The organism is Pedobacter punctiformis (genome assembly GCF_027213715.1).
GTDB lineage: Bacteria > Bacteroidota > Bacteroidia > Sphingobacteriales > Sphingobacteriaceae > Pedobacter > Pedobacter punctiformis.
Window position 1 is genome coordinate 139,479 of record NZ_JAPWGM010000007.1, and the last position, 20,283, is coordinate 159,761.

The following is a 20,283-nucleotide window of genomic DNA, read 5'->3' on the forward strand; positions in this document are numbered from 1 at the left end:
GGGTATAATTATAGGATAGTTTAGCGATAATAATCATTAGTTATTATTTATCACATAAACATAATCCTATGAACGAATTAATGTTAACATCAATTAAAAAAGAGGAATTATCTGCACTAATAGAAAATAGTGTAAGAAAGGTTCTTTCTGAAAATCCTGCTTCTACAAATGAAAATCCGTCTCCTGATTTTCTAACGATAGATGAAGCTTCAAAATTTTTAAACCTTGCTAAAGCAACTGTTTACACACTAACATCAGCTGGTAAAATACCTGTTATAAAAAAAGGTAAAAGGTTGTACTTTACAAAGCAAGAATTAATGAACTGGTTGAAAAAAGGACGTAAGAAAACAATAGAGGAGATTGAAGAAGAAGCGGCTAGTTATGTGCTTAAAAATAGATTTTATGCTGTCTAAGCAATTGAACTATCATTTTATGCTAATAAATCAAAATCCGTTTTACTGAAAAAGCAAATACTTGCAGGTATTTGCTTTTAAATTTCTTTTGTAAATCTTTTCCTTGATGTTACAAGTTCAAAGATAAGGTTTTCATTTCTTAAAAGTAACAACACCAATTTTATGAATGAAAATAATGAATTCCCTTACATAAGGGTTAGGACTGTTCTATATAAAAAAATTCAAAAATCTCTATTATCGGGCGATTTTGTAGAATGCCTATCTCTCTGGTCACTTGACGTGATAAGGCAAGATTATGGAAAAAAGTGGATTGAATTGTATGAGAAAATGCCAAAATATGATGGTTTCTGCAATATGCCAGACCATTTGAATTATATGCGAGCCTATAAAGGTTTTTATAATCAATATGAGCCATTAAGCATAGTTCCAGTTGAAGGCAAATTTGATTTTATCATGGTTTTTCTGAAACATATTTTTCTGGAGCAGATAGATATAGCCATCGACTATCTCACTATTCTTTTTCAAAAACCAACTGAACGACTACCGATTTTATGCTTGGTAAGTAAAGAGAGAGGTACCGGCAAAACTACCTTCTTAAATTTGTTGAAAGAGATTTTCGGAGCAAACATGACATACAACAACAACGAAGATTTCAGATCAAATTTTAATGACTCGTGGGTAAACAAATTAATTATCGCCGTTGACGAAGTGTTGTTAGACCGAAAAGAAGATTCGGAAAAAATTAAGAACCTTTCTACTGCCAGATCCTATAAAATGGAATCAAAGGGTGTTGACCGGATGGAGGTAGAGTTCTTTGGTAAATTTATACTCTGTTCAAATAATGAAGAGGATTTTATTTTCATCGATCCATTGGAAACACGCTATTGGATTAGAAAAGTTCAGCCTTTGCCTAATGCTGATCCAGTAATGCTCGATAAGCTTAAAGCGGAAGTACCTGCCTTTGTTTATTTCTTAAAAAACAGAAAGATTGCTTGTGAAAAGAAAAGTAGAATGTGGTTTTCGCCCGAAGATCTGACTACCGATTCGCTGAAACTCATAAAAAGAAGGTTTCGGAATAAGATAGAAACCGAGCTCTTAGAAATCATAAGCGAAATCATAAGCGAGATCATAGATGTATTTGAATTGGAAGAGTTCAATTTCACCAACAAGGATGTGATAGAGTTATTGCGGAGTAATAACATTAAAGTTAACCGAGGCGAGATTAAACGGGTGCTTGATAACTGGAATTTAAGGATACAAGACAATGCCTACAACTATGTAACATATAAATATGATAGCTCTGGCGTAGTATTCCAATTGCCACTAAAGGGAAGGTACTTTTCAATCAATAGTTCGGAGATATCAAAAATATTGTTGGTTTGATGACGTGGTGGTGTATGTATTTGATTTTTAATAATTTATATAATCAACAAACTGTCAACAAACATCAACAAAAAATGATGGATTGTTGACGGAATGTTGATGGCTTAAGTATTTGTTTTTCAAATGATTAAAATGTTTTATCAACAAAACAACAAAAAAAGTAGCTATTCCATATGTTTAATCTCCCAGAAACTACGAAACTAAATAAGTTAATTCCAAAAAATGCTTTTGATTCATATACGAATACAAAGCAAAAAAGAGAACTTGCAGATAACGTTTCAAGAATAACTTGGTTAAATAAGTTATCGGTTGACACTACGAACCTGCAATCGAAAGAAATATTAGAAATTCAAATCTTTAATATTGAGCTTAAAGACAAAGTACAAATTAAAAGTATTTTAAACATTATTGACAAAGCAATTCCATACCCAATAATATTTATAGTGAGAAATGGAAAATCTGTATATCTCTCCACTTCTCCTAAACATAATAACCCCAAAAATGAAGATCTAGCAGTAATCGATTATACTTATTCAACAGACTGGTTTGCTGAGAATGACAATGAGTTTCAAATTGAACTTAAAAACGATATCGATTGGGTTTACAAAACCTTTTGTGAACAATTTTATAAGGTCAAGGCTACTGTAAAGGGTTTAAAAGAATTGGTAGCAACTCAAAAGGAAATTGATAGCTTGAACAGAGAGATTGAAAAAGTTAAGTTGGCTATTGCTAGAAGTAAACAGTTTAATAAAAAGGTTGAGTTAAATTTAAAACTGAAAGAGTTGAAAGATAGGTTGTAATTGAGATGATCTTATCTTATACTTTCAATTAAATTCTTCGCTCAAGTAAAGGTGATCAGTTAAATGAAATAACATTTCCGTTCTCGCTTTACTTTCTCATATCTCTCACTGTCGCATTTTTACGGTATCGTTTACCGTCTTTTGCACCGTCCCAAGCACTGGAAACGCTTTGAATTTTATGAGGTGCTTCTTTTCCTTCACCTATTAAGTTTTTGGATACTTTCCTAAACGTTTTATTCCAGCGTCTCTTATCATGTTTCTCTGATTCTGCAGTAGTAATCGGAAAGATTTTGGTTTTTCTTATTGATCTTGCCATGAGGGTTGGATGTGCGTTATAGATGAAATAAAGTTTTTAAAATTAATAGTTCTAAAGATTTATCCGAAATAATGCGGAGATTAATTTCTTATTCTCCGCAAAAAAATGCGGAGAATAAATTGTTTTTTGCGGAGAATAGCTTAAATTTGATTTATGTATATACATCAACTCAAACAATGGCCTAATTTTACTTGGGATGCCTCTAATTTAGCATTGCTACTTAGTGAAGTACATCTTAGACAAGGTAAATTGTTGGGGCAAATGGAAAAGTTAGGTTTCGATCTGCAAAATGAAGCCGTATTACAAACACTTACCAAAGATGTAATAAAAACTAGTGAGATTGAAGGGGAAAAGCTAGATAATGACCAAGTGAAATCTTCTATTGCTAGGAGGTTGGGAATTGAAATAGGCGGCTCAATACCATCTGATAGAGATGTAGATGGTATTGTGGAGATGATGCTTGATGCTACGCAAAATTATAATGCAGAGCTAACAACTGATAGATTGTTTGGATGGCATTCATCCTTGTTCCCGGCAGGTAGAAGTGGTATGGTTAAAATTGTAGTTGGCAGATGGAGAGAAAATGAGAAAAATGACCCAATGCAAGTTATTTCGGGTGCAATGGGGAAAGAAAAAGTGCATTACCAAGCACCAGATTCGGTATTATTAGCAAATGAAATGCAGCAATTTATGGATTGGTTCAATAATGAAATGAGCTTAGATCCAATTATAAAAGCCGGCATTGCACACCTTTGGTTTTTAACAATTCACCCTTTTGATGATGGAAACGGAAGGATATCTAGAGCAATAGCCGATATGCAACTTGCTAGGGCAGATCAGACAGCCAGAAGGTTTTATAGTATGTCAGCTCAGATTAGGTTAGAACGAAAAAAATATTATGATATACTTGAGAAAACCCAATCAGGTAATCTAGACATTACATTATGGTTAAGCTGGTTTCTTAACTGTTTAAATAGCGCAATAGATGCAACTGCTATCACACTAAATTCAGTGATGCTAAAGTCAAAGATTTTAGGAAAAGTAGAAGCGGATACATTTAATGAAAGACAAAAATTAATGCTTGGCAAATTTTTAGATGGTTTTGAAGGGAAATTAACTTCGTCGAAATGGGCAAAAATTGCAAAATGTTCCCAAGATACCGCTGCAAGGGATATTCAAGATCTTGTAAATAAGGGTATATTAGTAAAAGATTTAGCAGGTGGAAGGAGTACAAATTATATACTTGTGGATGGGTATTAATAAGATAATATTTAAAATTTGTACCGATTTTGTATCTTAAGCTATTTAACTTGTTGATAATCATAACTACTTCACTTTCTGTATCGTTGGAAATAGATTCGCAAAACAGAACAAATTAAAACAAACTAAATTGTTGATAATTAACTGATTAATTGAAGTTAATTTCATTTTTATTTTTCAAGTTTTGATTTGTTTTGGTAAAATTTGTCCCCCATTTGTCCCTCAAAACTGAACTCTTACAGTTTTTTTAAACTCAGAGAAATAACTTCGCTTAAAAACCACAAAGCATTGACCCATCTCATCAAAAACAAGTGGTTAGCAAACAACTGGTTTGTAATTGATTTTTCTATGCTTTAAAATTGGCGGAATGAAGTGAATCAAATTAGTTTGTGCAAGCACATTTGTTGGTAAGCGTTACGAATATTTATTGAAACCCAACAAATATAAAACGAGCTTTGCATCCCCAAGTGTTTATGCTCAACTTTAAAATAAATTATGGCGGTAGTGCTAGCAAATTAAATTTATACCGCGGTAGTTAGCAATTTATATTAATATTTTTTGTAGACGTATAACTGATTTTATTATAAATAGCAATTTAACCAAAACCCAAACGCCAGGGTAAGTTGGCGCTTATCAATCAAATATTAAATTTTAACAAAAATGATAAATTTAAAAGGGATGCAAAAAAGCCTGTCTTCATTGGAAAACAAGAAGCTAGATTTAGAAAGTTCTAAAGCTGTATTAGGTGGTTTAGCTGGGGGGCCTAAGTATATCGTGTCTAACCTTAGAGACGAAAACGGATGTCAATTGGTCGATTACTATTATAATGGCAAATGGTGCGCTAGATTTAGCGATTGTAATAATCAATATTGCTAATAATCAATTCAATGTAATAAAAAATTAAGTGGAATGGAGAGCTTCTCTTTTTAAAAAACGAAAAGCTTGCAGACTTAAATTTTATTAGCGGTGAAGATTGATCTCATCGAACTATAGTTGATTTAATTTTCCTAAATCATGTAGTTTTATAAATAAAAAGCCCCACGATGATGGGGCTTTTTAAAATCTATAATAATTTAAAATCCAAATCAGTAAATGACATTAAATATTATTAAAAATCGAGAAATAACCACTAATGATTTAATTATATGGCTAGTAGGTATGGATAAACAGTTTATAGGTGTTAATGAAGAGGGGGTTTTATAGATTAAAGTTTAACAATTAGAGAATTTATATTAAAGCCACTGTAATTGTTTTTTATTGATGAAATTGAAAATACATGATATAGATAAGGGTGTATAAAATTTAAAAATTTCAGTTTGAAGTTCTTTATAACAAGTCATATACAAAAGCACCAACATCAGATACGTAATAAAAACTTTGGAAACAGAAAGACATGTAAATAAACCATTAGTTTTAGATAAAGCCAAGAAAGTGGGTTTAAATGAAACAATTATTAAATCCATAACTGGAAAGATTACACTTAATGCTTATAGACTATGATGGATGCATTACTTACACATTGCAATTAGAATATGCGGCACATAACAAAAAATGAAGAAGTCTAAAAATTTCCCTTTCTTTAAACAACCTGATGCCAAAGACTGTGGTCCAACTTGCTTGCGTATTATTGCAAAGCACTATCAAAAAAATATTAGTTTACAGCAAATCAGAACACTATCTGAAACGACGAGAGAAGGAAGTGGTTTACTGGGGCTTAGTAATGCGGCAGAACATTTAGGCTTTAAAACATTAGGTGTAAAAATAGATTTTAATACGTTGGCTACTGATGCGCCTTTGCCGTGCATTGTACATTGGAATAAAAACCATTATGTAGTTGTTTATCATATTGATAAAGCTGAAAAAGTTTATATCTCTGACCCAAGTTATGGTTTACTTACCTACACTAAAGAGGAATTTATTAAACATTGGATCGGTGAAAATGCAAACGAAACTACTGAAGAGGGCATTGCGTTAGTTTTAGAAACTACCCTTACATTTTACGAAAATGAATATGATGATAAGGAAAGTAGAGCTAGTTTTTCTTTTCTTACCAAATATCTTAAAAAATATAAATCATTAGTTTGGCAATTAGCAGTTGGCTTAGTGGCTGGCAGTTTACTTTCACTTATTTTTCCCTTGCTGACACAAAGTATTGTAGATGTTGGTATTCAAAACCAGGATATTAACTTTATATATCTGGTTTTGTTAGCTCAAATAATGCTATTTACTGGCAAAATGGGAATAGAAATTATCCGGAGCTGGATTTTGTTACATTTATCTGCCCGAATTAATATCTCCATCATTTCTGATTTTTTTATCAAATTAATGAAATTGCCCATAAGCTTTTTTGATACCAGGATGACGGGTGACATTATGCAACGCATTAACGACCATCATACAATTGAGCAACTATTAACCAATTCGTCTCTTAATACGCTGTTTTCAATGATTAATTTGATCATTTTTAGCATTATTTTGTTGTTATACGATTATCGTTTATTTGTAGTGTATATGGTTGGAGCTATTTTATATATAGCTTGGATAACCTTCTTCCTTAAAAAAAGGAAAGATTTAAATTACAAAATGTTCTCACGAGTTTCACAGGAGCAGAGTACAGTAATTGAGCTAATCAACGGCATGCAAGAAATCAAAATGCACAATGCCGAAAAGCAAAAAAGATGGGGCTGGGAGTTTTTACAAATAAAATTATTTAAAATAAAAATCAAAGCACTTTCATTAGAGCAATGGCAATCAGTAGGTGGCGGTTTCATTAATCAAGTTAAAGATATTTTGGTGAGTTTTATTGCTGCAAAATTGGTGATAAGTGGCAACCTGACTTTAGGTATGATGTTATCGGTACAATACATTATCGGGCAACTCAATAATCCTTTAATACAATTGATTGATTTTATTAAACAAACACAAGATGCCAAAATTTCATTAGAGCGATTGGGTGAAATACACAATAAAGAAAACGAGGAAGTTAACGATGAAGAATATACTACAGATATCCCTAAAAAAGATATTGTTTTAGATAATGTTTCATACCGGTATAATGGATCTCATGCCTTTGTTTTTAAGGCTTTAAACCTAACCATCCCTTATCAAAAAACAACAGCAATAGTTGGAGCAAGCGGCAGCGGTAAGACTACTTTACTAAAACTACTTACAAAATTTTACGACCCGATTGAAGGTGATGTAAAAATTGGTAATACAGATTTAAAAACAATATCTCCTAGGCATTGGCGAGAGAACTGTGGTGTAGTAATGCAAGAGAGCTATGTATTTAATGACACTATCGCAAATAATATTGGCATTGGTGAAGATATAATTGATAAGCAAAAATTAAAAAAAGCAGTAGAAATTGCGAACGTAAAAAGCTTTATTGAAGATTTACCCTTAAGTTATAATACCAAAATTGGTAATGAGGGGGTTGGGGTTAGTGGAGGACAAAAACAAAGATTGTTTATTGCAAGAGCGGTTTATAAATCTCCAGATTATATCTTTTTTGATGAGGCAACAAGTGCTTTAGATGCCAATAATGAAAAAGTGATTATTGAAAATTTAAAACAATTTTTTAAAGGTAAAACGGCGGTGGTAATCGCACATAGGCTTTCAACAGTAAAACATGCCGATAAAATTATAGTGTTAGATAAAGGTATAGTTGTGGAAGAAGGTACTCATATAGATTTGGTGGCAAAGAGAGGCGAATATTATAGACTAATTAAAAATCAGCTAGAACTTGGAAACTAAAAGTAATATATTAGATGAAATAGAACTTAGATCAGAAGCTGTTCAAGAAGTTTTAGCAGAACCACCACATTGGATGTTTCGTTGGGGAAGTGTTATTATTTTAGGTATTATTTTTATGATTTTATTAATGAGTTATTTCATCAAATATCCTGAATTTGTACCTGCACCCATTATAGTAACTTCTCTAAATCCACCGGAAAAATTACAAGCTAGAATCGAAACAAAAATTGAAAAAATATTCATCAAAGATCATCAAAAAGTAAGTAAAAATGAGGTATTAATGGTACTGCAATCAACAGCAAATTATATAGATATTTTAAAGCTAAAAAATATAATTGATACAATTTCATCTGATGAATTGATTAACTTTCCGGTTAACGAAATTTCAAAGTATAAATTAGGAGAACTGCAAAGCGATTATAACAATTTTGCCAAGGCTTTTCAAGATGAGAAATTATTTACAACACTTAGGCCATATGCCCCTGAAAATGTAGCAACAGCACAGAATTTGTCAACTTATAAAAGCAGGATGGTTACCTTAAATAGTCAAAAAAAGTTAGAGACTGAGAAGTATGAATTGGTAAAAAAGAATTATCAACGAGCAATTCAACTTTTTAATCAAAAAGTAATTTCTACTTACGAATTTGAGAACGAAAAGATTAAATCGTTGCAAGCGCAACAAAGTTTAGAAAACCTGGATATTTCTATATCTCAAACTGAAGAAGCCATTTTTAATCTTAATAAAACCAAAAGCGGCACCAATATAAATACAGAAAAAGATAAAATTAATTTTGCATCACAAACTTTGCAGCTATTTGAGCAATTAAGAAAATCGTTAAGAGCATGGGAGCATAATTATTTGCTAATATCATCAACAAATGGGGTGGCTAGTTTTCAGCAATTTTGGGGCGAAAATCAATTTGTCAAAAACGGCGAACCAATATTATCTATTCTACCTGATGATAAAAAAGTATTGATAGGAAGGATGTTTGTAGCTGCTGCCAATTCAGGCAAAGTCACTCGGGGCGAAAAGGTATTGATTAAATTGGATAATTATCGATTTCAGGAGTATGGTATTGTAACAGGTAAAGTTCAAAATATATCTTTTACACCTGATGATAGAGGCAATTATTATGTTGATGTTTTATTGTCTAACGGATTGAATACCTCATACAAAAAAACACTACCATTTGATAAAGAATTAAAGGGAAATGCCGAGATAGTTACTCAAGATTTACGATTAATTGAAAGATTTTTTTATCAGATCAGAAAACTTTTAGGATATTAGGAGTAGAACTTTTAATTAGCCTCAAGATTCATCCCCCAAAAAAAAGTATAGTGCCTACAAAGGGCGAGAATCTGTAGTCTTGTTAATTTTTTCAAAAACAAGACCTACTTATTTTTGGCATTTACCCTTTTGAAGATTTTCTCTATTTCAGCAGTCTGTCCAACTTAATCAGGTTTTTCAGGGGGCAAATTTATTGGTATATCCCAGGATAGTCATAAATCCAAACATCTGTCTTGTCCTGCTATAGCTTGTCATTATGAACTAAAAATGAAAGCAATACCATTAAAATCTAAGAGAAGGCTCAAAACAAAGAGAAGCGATTGAAGGTTGAAACAATTTGTAAAAAGAAAGAATCTAAAATATGTAACTAATTTCGAATTACAAAGTCAATATTCTTTCAACATAGGATATTCAGGTAAAGCTTTAATAAATGATGAAAATCATTTTAAGTCATTCCACCAAATACGATTGGGAAAGTAAATGAAGTGATTGATTTTATTTTTGAACCACAAGAGGAGAGCATATCTACCAAATCAAGTGGTGCTACCAAAACAAGTTTATATTGCATGTAGTTTTTGATTATTATTGTAGCTCAAACATACATATGCAAATATCAAAATTTACCACACGACTTCTTCATATTTTCCTGGGGCTTTCCATTCTGTTCTTTTGTGGATTTGGCTTTATGCTTCTTAAAAAAGAAGTCATTCCGGCATTTAAAAATGATGAAACGCAACAATACGAAATTCGAAAATTGGAATATGGCATTTCAGAAATCAGGGTGTATAAAAACGGACATTTCTTAAAAGACGATCTTGATGTTTCACATCAATATGGGTTTTCGCTTATTGCTGAAGATGACCAAATTAATTATGCCAGTTCCAACGTAGCAAACGGAATTTTACCGGCTCCGTTTTTATCAAAATTTGGTTTGGATGAAACCCCAAAAATTCCATCAGAAAAATATGAAAGTGCTTTTTATCTCGGCTATTTAAAAGATACTGAGCAAGAATTATCACGTTTTCCAGCTTTTCGATTTAAGGATTATCTTCCGAAAGAAATGAAAAATGATGTTTTAAAATCAAACCAAATTGAAGTGAAACAAATCTCAACCGACGGTAAAATGATGGTGTATTTGGTTTTAAATTTTGAATATAATTAAAATGGAAAAATTCACTAAAAAATTACTGAATGGTTTCCTGCTTTCGGGTATTGCATTTTTCGGCTTGGTTGCACTTACTTTTCTCGTTGTTCAGATTTGGCCCGTAATCTGGGACGAATGGAATGAATATAAAAAAGGAGAAGATTTACAATCTGCAAAAATAACCAACATCCGATTGTATAAAAACGATTTTTTCAACCAGGCAGACATCGATACTTTGGAAAATCGTTCATTGAAAAAATGGTATAAAGAAAGGGAGAAGAATGATATGCTTTCGCCAAATGGTGCTGGAGATTATTACCTGGAAAAAGCCAACGAAGAGTATAAACTGCAAATAGTAAACTTAAAAGACAGTATTATTTATGCAGAAATTGATAAGAGTTTTAATCCGTTTACTACCAAAGCACCATCATCAACATTTATTGGTTCAGGACAATTTACAATGCCGTTTCCAAGAGATATTATTAATGATAAAATGCAACTGATTTTAAAGAACAAAGACAGTGTATTTTCCCGTTTTAAGCCATTTGTTTTAAAAGAAAGCTTGAATATAGGAGCTGGTTTTGGAGCCAGAAAAAACAAAGAAATAAGGATGGTTTCTACAGACGGAAAAATGCTGGTTTATATAGAATTTGAATTGCAATAAATTATGAAACATTTATGGCTGTATGAGAGAGAAATGTAGACATAAGTCAAACAGTTTTTTATATGAAAAAAAAGAGATTGATTTTTCTAGATGTAATTTCCTTTTTAAAAGAGTTTAATAATTAGGGATTGACTTTCAAAATAATTGTCTAAGAAAAATAGGAAAACAAACAAGCAAAATGTCATTGTAAAGGTAAATATTTGCTGTTAAAAGCGTATAGATATAGCAGAATAAGCAATTGCGTATGAAAAATGTAATATTTAAATCTTAAAAGGCATTGGGATATTGCTAATTATCTGGCAGATTGCAAGTTGGGTAGTAGTAGGGATTATTTATAAGCAGGGAAAAGAATACCAAATGTCTGATGTTCAGTGGTTTGTGGTTGATGATTTGGGCAATATTATTATAGGTGATGGCTTCTCAAGTTATTCAGGTTTATGACAAAGAAGGGCATTTTGTTACCAGTTGGTAACCCGAAACTTATGGCGGTTCTTTCCAACTGTTTTTGGACGAAAAAGGAACTGTAATAATCAAATCATCAAGACGAACCGATACAATATGTTATACATTAAAAGATATCTAAAATAAATCATTAAGGCATTAATTGTAATACATAAAGCAACTAAAGCTATAAGAAAAGCCGCTTTTGCACAAGTAATTTCGGCTGTTTGATATTTGTCTTTTTCTATTCCATCTTTTTTCATTTGCCGAAACAGCTGAAATTTTTACAGTATTGTGGTTACCCATTACTTCTGGAAGAGCCATTATGTATTTGGTAAGTTCGTTGCGTAGTTATTAAGAGTACAAACATAAGTATAGCCAAATAACTATGAGAGTTTTTTCAATAATTTCTACAAATTCCTTAAAAACGGTGCTAATCCTTAAATAATAATCTTCCGTCGGCAAAAAACCGATTTTCGTCGGTAGCTTTTTTATTCCATCTAAGTGGTATATAGTTTTGATAAAAATTATAAAAGATATGTCACTATTAACACCACTTATTTGGATTCTCATTATTCTGCCAATTATCATTATTGCACTTGTCAAATCAGAAAAAGGCAAGCTTAAATACCTGGCGTTCTTTATACTGTATTTTCTAGCAGATTGTTATATTCAGCAATTATCAAGAGCATATTTTAGTCTGGATTTTTTAGGACTTAAATTTACATGGATTGGAAAGATTTTAAGCTTAGCCGTATCCCTGATCATTATTTATTCTGTTTCAAAATCCGATCGTCAGGAAATTGGCTTTACAACAAAAACCAATTCTAAAGAACAAGTAAAAACTGGTCTTTTATTTTTCTTTGGATTTTTACTTTTCGATTTAATTTTCAAAATGATTTTATTTCCGAAAGGGGGGCATTTTGATTTGGAAACTTTCACTTTTCAGGCAACGATGCCAGGTTTAACCGAGGAAATTGCTTTTAGAGGAATAAGTTTATGGTTGCTTGATAAATTATTTATCCCGAAATGGACATTTAAGGGCGTAAAATTTGGCTGGGGATTTATTATTGTCACCCTTCTTTTTGGAGTTGTTCACGGTGTATTTCTTACAGAAAATCATGCCTTTAAATTCGATATAATGACTATTGTTTACCTAACCTTAATTTCATCATTAAGTGTTGGTATACTTAGAAAGTTGTCTGGAAATCTGATTTATTCTGCTCTCGCCCACAATACCATCAACGTATTGAATGCCATCATTCGAATTTTATAATTTAAGTAGGTTCAGGCGAACCAAAAAAGTTAATTTTGGTTCGCTTATAAAAGATACCAAATGCAGAGTACACAGCTTTTTTCTAGCTATTTTATGGATAGGATTGCGGAAATTGATTTTGAAAAATTCTATACCAAACAGAAAAGGATTTTGCTTCACGGCCTGATGTGGCTTAGCTTTGCAACACTTCTATTTTTGAGTTATAAAATTGCTTATCACCTAACTTACTTCAACAGTTTTATATTTACATTAAGGATGGCTGTAGTTAATATGGTTGTTTTTTATTCTTTTTTCTATGTTGCATTACCAATAATTTTCAAAGGAAGTGTGGGAATGGCCATACTCTATATAATTATTGCGTTTCCGGTATTTGTTATCATCTGGCTTTTGGTTACCTATACATTTTCCATAATATATTATTCGTTGGGTTTTGAAATTTTAAGTGGAGAATTAAAAGGAGCAATTAAAGGAAGTGCAAGCCAAACGGTTTTGGAAGCTATCTCAGTAAAAAGAATAATATCGCAGGCCATCATTATTATTTCCATATTATCGCCTTTCTTTTTTGCTAAAATTCTTTTTGAGATATCCAGACTTTATAACAGAACTTTAAATATTCAGAAGCAAAAGACAACTTTAGAAATTCAAAATATCAATATTGAAAAAGATTTTTTGAAAGCCCAGCTCAATCCACATTTTCTTTTTAACACTTTAAATAATCTCTATAGCTTAAGTCTCAAAAAGGATGATCTGGCACCAGAGGTTATTCTTAATCTTTCGGATACCATGAGTTATACGCTTTATGAATCTAATACCGAAAAAGTAGCCCTAAACAAAGAAGTGGAATTTATTAAAAATTATGTGCAGCTTGAGAAAATGAGACATTCCGGCGATAAAAATATTCAATTCGAGTTTCCTTCAGAATTAGAATGTTCGGGATTTTATATTGCCCCACTTTTAACCTTTACTTTTATTGAAAATGCTTTTAAATACGGTTTAAAATCTAAAAAAGACTCTTTCCTCGTTTTAGATGTAAAAATTAAAGAAGGGTGCTTTTATTTTCATCTTGAAAATGATATAGACGAAGTCTATAAAAAAGCTGATTTTGGAGGAATAGGCTTAGAAAACTCTAAAAAAAGACTTCAGTTGTTATATCCTGATAAACATGAATTGCAAATTCAGGAGGAGGGAAATCGTTTTAAAGTATTATTAAAATTAGATTTAGAAAATTAATGGAAAAATTAAATTGTGTTATTATAGATGATGAACCTTTGGCTAGAGATGTTGTAGAATCTTTTGCTAAATCTGTTCCTTTCCTAAATATTTCAGCAACATTTGAAGATCCTGTAGAAGCACTTTTATATATTAGGAATAATTCTGTAGACATTGTTTTCAGCGATATAGAAATGCCTAAACTGAATGGTTTGGAGTTTGTCCGGGCTTTGGGAAATGTTGTTGTTACTATTTTTATTACTGCCTACAGAGATTTTGCATTAGATGGGTTTGAGACCGGGGCAACGGATTATCTGGTTAAACCCGTGAGATTCGATCGTTTTTTGAAAGCCGTTAATAAAGCTAAAGATTATTTAGAACTGAAAAAATCTTTATCTATCCAACAGGTAAATAATGATAGAATTTTTATAAAATCAGAAGGAAAACTGATTAAAATTTTACTCAACGAAATTTTATATATTGAAGCACAGGGCGATTACTTAAAAATTGTTATTCCATCAGCAACTTATACAACGCAAACCACACTTAAATCTATGGAAGAAATGCTTTCATTACCTAATTTTTTTAGAATTCAGCGTTCATTTATTTTAAACCTCGAAGCGGTAAGAAGTGTTAATGGTAATATGGTTGAACTGGTTAACGGAAAATCCATTTCAATTGCTTTAAATAAAAAAGAAGAGTTTTTTAATCTTTTAGGTATAAATTAAACACATTCTACAATGAAGGGGCTGTTTGATTGCACAACGGCCTTTATCAGATGAAATATCTTAAGTAATGATGTTGTATCAGTTAGCTCCAAAAATCCGGTTGCTTATGTTTGGTAGTCTTAGATAAAGACAAAAAAATCGAAGAAAATGATTGTAATTATACCTCTTAATTACAACAGTGGTTTATGGGCCATTCCAGCTGGCATCTTACTTTTTAGTTTCATATTCTTAAAGATGATTTATGGACTTTCACTGTGATGCAAAAATATTTACGATTGTAATTTGGGTTTTTATGAAATAAACAAGATTGTTGTGTAAAATATTTGATATATTAATGGTAATTTTGACCGCTAGAGTTTAAATGAAATCAAATGTATGTAGCAATTTTAGATGATCATAGAATGATCGCTGATTTACTTAAAGCGACAATCGTTTCTGACTCACTATTTAAAGTAGTAAAGATTTATACTAAGTCGCTGGATTTCTTAGAAAGCCTGGCAATAAACCCACCAGATGTTCTGATTACGGATATATCTATGCCCGATATTAAAGGCACTGGAATTATTGAGAAATGCAGAGAAAAATATCAGAAAGACAAAATGAAGATTATCGTGCTTTCTCAAAACACTGATGCTCTAACGATAAAAACATGCATTAAGCTTGGAGCCAATGCCTATTTAGCTAAAGGTTCCTCTTTAAAAGAACTTTTATATGCAATTAAATATGTTTTTGTAAATGAAGAACCATATTTAGGTACTTATTTAAAGGAAATATTAGTTAAAGACTATTTTGTAGAGCCTGAGCCAGTATTTAATTTATCGCCTAGAGAAAAACAATTATTACAACAACTTTGTAAAGGTCATACGGTAAAAGAAATTGCCTACGATTTGCAGTTAAGCCTAAATACAATACACAGTTATTTAAGACAGCTGATGAAAAAAATGAATGTTAACCGTACGCCTGAACTCATTTTAAAGGCCATTAAATATTCTTTGGTAGATGCCAAATTGTAATACGATATTATTTTACTAAAGGAATATTAACATTAACTTCTGTTCCCTCATCAGAGCCTGCAATTGTTAAGGTTCCATTTAATCGGTCAGCAATTCTTGATGACAAGTTATTAATTCCCATACCTTCTTTATTATCAGGAGTATAACCATTTCCATCATCATTGATCGTTAGAGTCATATAAGTGTCGAAGAAACGAAGTTTTAAAAATACATTTCTTGCAGCAGCATGCTTAATAATATTTGTCAGGCATTCCTTTAAAATGAAATAAATGTTCTCAGATATGATGGGCGTAAAGTGCTTTTTGATAAGAACAGGATCATAACTTGTATTAATTTTAATAAGCCCCAGGTCATTGAAGTATTTACTGATTTTATTTAAATAGATATCAATGTCATACTGAGATGCATTGGAAGTGTTTTTATTGTTGGATAGTGTTTTTGTAAAAATTTTTGTTTCATTGTAAATGGTTTTTACTTCATCACTTACAATATTAAGCGCTTCTTTTTCATGACTTGAAGGAGAGCGGTCTGACATATCCTGAATCAGGTATTGCAGAGCCACGAGACTGCCACTTAAATCATCGTGTAAATCCTGAGCAATCAGGATTCTTTCTTTAAGTTCAGCCTTCGCAATTTCCGTCTTAATGAGTTCATCATGCTGAGCAATTTTATCACTCATTAAAAATATTTTTTGACTGTATGCCTTCTCTTTTAGTTCAAATTTTATTTTGTTTATCTTATTCCTGTAGTATATAAATAAGAGAAATAAAGTTAAACCAGACATTAAAACAATAAAGATTGTCCGGTTTTTTCTCCTCTTTTCTTCAGATTCCAATTTCATTTTTGAAATTATGGCTTTATTTTCCTGTACTTTATATTTTTGGTTGGTAGAAAATACAATTCCACGATAATGTATGGTATTTTGTTTATCAACAAAATCGAGGTACTCTTCCAGATTCTCATTTGCTATTTTAAAATTTCCTAAGCTTTTGTTTGTATTATAAAGTTCTTTTAAAACTAACTCCGTTAGAAAAAAATTATCAGGTAAATTTTTCCTTTCATTTAAAAGTACAAGTGCTTCTTTTTTCTTACCCAACTTAGTTAGTATTAATCCCTTTAAGGCTATTTTTTTTGCTTTTATTGGAGTCAGATCTTCTTTTTTGAAATTTATGGCTAAACTTGAATCTGCATAAGCAAGTGCCTCCGGGTAATGGTTATTGGCATAAAGAATATAACCCTGGATGACATACCAATCGGCCAGCCATCTTCCGGTTAATACTTTCGTTTTCTTTAAATTGGTCAGTATTTTAGAGGCCGTGTCAAGATATTTTTTATTTTTTTCAAGGAAATATAATCTGATATAATTATCACTTATACTAATTGGTAGGTAAGCAAAGTCGAAGCTTTGATAGCTATCCGATGAGTGCACGGATAGTTTTTCGGCCATCTTTAAGTTATCAATTGCACTAGGATAAAGATGTAAAATCTGGTTTACGTGAGCGAGCGTTTTATATACGCTGGGGATTACTTTTTTGTCTTTTACCTTAGGCGCAATTTTTAACGCAACATTTATCTCATCAATTGCACTTTCATAGTTATCGCTTGAAATAAAGAAATTTGAGTTTAAAAGGTGGGCATTAAAAATTTCTTTTTCGAACCCTGTAAAATCTTTACCAATAAGAGAAATGAGTTTTTTATTGTAAGCAGCACTTATCGAATCCCCTTTAAACATGTTGAAATTGTACATGGCAAGGGCATAGTAACCTTTAATTTTAATGCCTCTGTTTTGGGCTAGTTCAACATTTTTCCTCAATTCGGCTTCTATGATATCAAGCTGGGCGAAATTTGATTCGCTAAAAGATAAAGCACGATTTAGTAAAGACGATGCCTCTAAAACAGATAATTTATCAATATTTTTTGGTTTTAAGCTGTCCGGTAATGCGTTGTAAAATTCTTTATTGATTTGGCAAAGCCCCTTATTAACCTGGAAAATGATACAAAAAACTATAAGGAGTAAAGTATTCTTCATATAGATAATCTTAGGAATCGAATATAAATTTTAAATTCTACACTTCAGATACCTAAAAATTAAGGTATACATATAAAAAAAATCAGGTGTAGGTACTCATACTATCGCTTTTTGCTAACATCTATATTTGCCAACAAAAAATCATAAACCCTTATTTAAGAAAATGATTTTTAGACACGTTCATTATTGTCAATCATTTAGCCAGTGATAGAATCAATAAAAACCAGATTAAAATAGTAGAACGGAATTTAAAAGTACAATATAGTGTAAAGAAATTGATAACGCCTGTTTTTTATATGAGCAGAACAGGTTTACTGGCTTTTTAATAATGAAAAGAGATAGAACATAATTTGTTCTTCACTGGTGAAACCACATCCCTTTCGATGCATCCCTATCGATCACCAGAATTTAGATTAATGAAACATAGTGGATTCTTAAGGATCAGGTGAAATCTGTAAGAGATTTTTAATTTCCTTAAACCTCCATTAAACAATGTTTTTGATTAATTGATATAAAAACAGAACCTAAAATAAACTAAATGTCAGGATTTTGATGTAGGACGATCGTTGATTGTGCTACTTAAAAAAGTCTATGAGATTTTATGGATAAATGTAAAGACTACTTATAATAAGAATATAATATGAATAAACGCTTAATCTTTAGTTTGGCAATTGTGTTGAGTACAGCTGTAGCGATGGCACAACAAAAAGTAAAAGATGGAACAGTTGCAGGAGGTAATTTACCGAATAAGGATGCAATTTTAGAGTTGGAGAGTTCCAATAAAGGTTTTTTACATAGCCGTGTTGCCTTAAAGGCTTCTACAAATGCCTTTCCGCTGAGCGCACATGTTGCGGGGATGATGGTTTACAATACAGCGACGGAAAACGATGTTGTGCCGGGTATTTATTACAATGATGGTACTAAATGGGTTTTTGTAAGAAGCAGCAGTTCGATATTGGTTGAAAGTCAACCTGGTAAAACAGGTACACCTGGTATCCCTGGTCAACCGGGTGGTCCAGGATCTGGCGTTACGATTGTGACCAATGACAGTGGTACCTGGGTTTATAACCCAACGGCCAATACCTGGACAAATATTAGCGGAGGAAAGGGAGCCGATGGAAAGAATGGTACTTCTGTAACAGGCGGGCCAAATGCTCCTGGAAACGGATCAGGTTCTGATGGGGATACTTATATCAATACCAGTACTGGAGATGTTTATACAAAAGAAGGAAATGTTTGGGTATTAAGTGGTAATATCAAAGGTCCAAAAGGCGATGCAGGCGTAGTTGGAGTTCAGGGTATGCCTGGCACAAGCGGAGCACCTGGTACACCGGGATCAGGTACGCCTGGTGCACCTGGGACAGGGGTTACGATTGTAACGAATGACAGTGGTACCTGGGTGTATAACCCAACAACCAATACCTGGACGAACATCAATGGTCCAAAAGGAGATAAAGGTGATGCAGGCATAGTTGGCGTTCAGGGAATGCCTGGCACAAGTGGAGCACCTGGTACTCCGGGATCCGGTACGCCTGGTGCACCTGGGACAGGGGTTACGATTGTGACGAATGACAGTGGTACCTGGGTTTATAACCCAACAACCAATACCTGGACAAACATAAACGGTCCAAAAGGAGATAAAGGAGATGCAGGCATAGTTGGTGTTCAGGGTATGCCTGGCACAAGCGGTACACCTGGAACTCCGGGATCCGGCACAGCTGGAGCACCTGGGACAGGGGTTACGATTGTAACGAATGACAGTGGTACCTGGGTGTATAACCCAACCACCAATACCTGGACCAACATCAATGGTCCAAAAGGAGACAAAGGAGATAAAGGTGATGCAGGCGTAGTTGGTGTTCAGGGAATGCCTGGCACAAGCGGAGCACCTGGTACACCGGGATCAGGTACAGCTGGTGCGCCTGGCACGGGTGTTACCATCGTAACGAATGACAGTGGTACCTGGGTTTATAACCCAACGACCAATACCTGGACGAATATCAATGGTCCAAAAGGAGATAAAGGAGATGCAGGCGTAGTTGGCGTTCAGGGAATGCCTGGTACAAGCGGAGCACCTGGTACTCCGGGATCAGGTACGCCTGGTGCACCTGGCACAGGGATTACGATTGTAACGAATGACAGTGGTACCTGGGTGTATAACCCAACGACTAATACCTGGACCAACATCAATGGTCCAAAAGGAGATAAAGGAGATAAAGGAGATGCAGGCGTAGTTGGCGTTCAGGGAATGCCTGGCACAAGTGGAGCACCTGGTATTCCGGGTTCCGGTACGCCTGGTGCACCTGGCACAGGAGTTACGATTGTGACCAATGACAGTGGTACCTGGGTGTATAACCCAACGACCAATACCTGGACGAATATAAACGGTCCAAAAGGAGATAAAGGTGATGCAGGCGTAGTTGGAGTTCAGGGTATGCCTGGTACAAGCGGCACACCTGGTACTCCGGGATCAGGTACGCCTGGTGCACCTGGCACAGGGGTTACGATTGTAACGAATGACAGTGGTACCTGGGTTTATAACCCAACGACCAATACCTGGACGAAT

The 20,283-nt window shown here is 33.1% G+C and carries 17 protein-coding genes; 15 read left to right on the plus strand and 2 right to left on the minus strand.

From position 1 onward, the window contains the following. Positions 1-68: 68 nt before the first annotated feature. The 3 genes from O0955_RS17640 (at position 69) to O0955_RS17650 (ending at position 2,596) form a co-directional block, all read left to right on the plus strand. Positions 69-413 (plus strand): helix-turn-helix domain-containing protein, encoded by a 345-nt coding sequence (locus tag O0955_RS17640; protein WP_269428883.1) that lies wholly within the window; start codon positions 69-71, stop codon positions 411-413. 162 nt (positions 414-575) lie between these two features. After that, complete coding sequence (locus O0955_RS17645; protein WP_269428884.1) at positions 576-1,796, plus strand: primase-helicase family protein; 1,221 nt, start codon at positions 576-578, stop codon at positions 1,794-1,796. Positions 1,797-1,969: 173 nt separating this feature from the next. Then, the gene (locus O0955_RS17650; protein WP_269428885.1) at positions 1,970-2,596 is read left to right on the plus strand and encodes a DUF4391 domain-containing protein; all 627 of its coding nucleotides are present in this window, start codon (positions 1,970-1,972) and stop codon (positions 2,594-2,596) included. An 88-nt stretch (positions 2,597-2,684) separates the two neighbouring features. Here the strand turns inward: O0955_RS17650 and O0955_RS17655 are convergent, their stop codons facing one another. Then, entirely contained in the window at positions 2,685-2,912 is a 228-nt protein-coding gene (locus O0955_RS17655) for a hypothetical protein (protein WP_269428886.1), read from the minus strand. 153 nt (positions 2,913-3,065) lie between these two features. Here O0955_RS17655 and O0955_RS17660 point away from each other — a divergent pair, with 153 nt between their 5' ends. The 11 genes from O0955_RS17660 (at position 3,066) to O0955_RS17710 (ending at position 15,688) form a co-directional block, all read left to right on the plus strand. Further along, on the plus strand, positions 3,066-4,172 hold the full coding sequence (locus O0955_RS17660; protein WP_269428887.1) for a Fic family protein: 1,107 nt from the start codon (positions 3,066-3,068) through the stop codon (positions 4,170-4,172). Positions 4,173-4,832: 660 nt separating this feature from the next. After that, positions 4,833-5,048 (plus strand): TIGR04139 family peptide modification target, encoded by a 216-nt coding sequence (locus tag O0955_RS17665; RefSeq protein WP_269428888.1) that lies wholly within the window; start codon positions 4,833-4,835, stop codon positions 5,046-5,048. Between the two features lie 675 nt (positions 5,049-5,723). After that, positions 5,724-7,925: a peptidase domain-containing ABC transporter gene (locus tag O0955_RS17670; RefSeq protein ID WP_269428889.1), complete on the plus strand. Its 2,202-nt coding sequence runs from the start codon at positions 5,724-5,726 to the stop codon at positions 7,923-7,925. After that, on the plus strand, positions 7,915-9,213 hold the full coding sequence (locus tag O0955_RS17675) for an HlyD family secretion protein (RefSeq protein ID WP_269428890.1): 1,299 nt from the start codon (positions 7,915-7,917) through the stop codon (positions 9,211-9,213). The genes O0955_RS17670 and O0955_RS17675 overlap by 11 nt, the downstream gene beginning before the upstream one ends. A 604-nt stretch (positions 9,214-9,817) precedes the next feature. Then, on the plus strand, positions 9,818-10,375 hold the full coding sequence (locus O0955_RS17680; RefSeq protein WP_269428891.1) for a hypothetical protein: 558 nt from the start codon (positions 9,818-9,820) through the stop codon (positions 10,373-10,375). 1 nt (position 10,376) lies between these two features. Then, positions 10,377-11,021, plus strand: coding sequence for a hypothetical protein (locus O0955_RS17685; RefSeq protein ID WP_269428892.1), 645 nt, complete (start codon positions 10,377-10,379; stop codon positions 11,019-11,021). A gap of 285 nt (positions 11,022-11,306) precedes the next feature. Next, positions 11,307-11,462 carry a hypothetical protein gene (locus O0955_RS17690; RefSeq protein ID WP_269428893.1) on the plus strand — a complete coding sequence of 52 codons (156 nt, stop codon included), beginning with the start codon at positions 11,307-11,309 and terminating at the stop codon, positions 11,460-11,462. Between the two features lie 538 nt (positions 11,463-12,000). Beyond that, positions 12,001-12,738 carry a CPBP family intramembrane glutamic endopeptidase gene (locus O0955_RS17695; RefSeq protein ID WP_269428894.1) on the plus strand — a complete coding sequence of 246 codons (738 nt, stop codon included), beginning with the start codon at positions 12,001-12,003 and terminating at the stop codon, positions 12,736-12,738. 60 nt (positions 12,739-12,798) lie between these two features. Beyond that, positions 12,799-13,968, plus strand: coding sequence for a sensor histidine kinase (locus O0955_RS17700; RefSeq protein ID WP_269428895.1), 1,170 nt, complete (start codon positions 12,799-12,801; stop codon positions 13,966-13,968). Then, the gene (locus O0955_RS17705) at positions 13,968-14,675 is read left to right on the plus strand and encodes a LytR/AlgR family response regulator transcription factor (protein ID WP_269428896.1); all 708 of its coding nucleotides are present in this window, start codon (positions 13,968-13,970) and stop codon (positions 14,673-14,675) included. The genes O0955_RS17700 and O0955_RS17705 overlap by 1 nt, the downstream gene beginning before the upstream one ends. 371 nt (positions 14,676-15,046) lie before the next feature. Further along, positions 15,047-15,688, plus strand: coding sequence for a response regulator (locus O0955_RS17710; protein WP_269428897.1), 642 nt, complete (start codon positions 15,047-15,049; stop codon positions 15,686-15,688). A 7-nt stretch (positions 15,689-15,695) separates the two neighbouring features. On the opposite strand, the gene O0955_RS17715 is transcribed toward O0955_RS17710, so the two are convergent. Beyond that, entirely contained in the window at positions 15,696-17,717 is a 2,022-nt protein-coding gene (locus tag O0955_RS17715; RefSeq protein ID WP_269428898.1) for a tetratricopeptide repeat-containing sensor histidine kinase, read from the minus strand. 640 nt (positions 17,718-18,357) lie between these two features. Here O0955_RS17715 and O0955_RS17720 point away from each other — a divergent pair. Next, on the plus strand, positions 18,358-20,283 hold a 1,926-nt coding region (locus O0955_RS17720; RefSeq protein ID WP_269428899.1), incomplete at its 3' end, for a collagen-like domain-containing protein.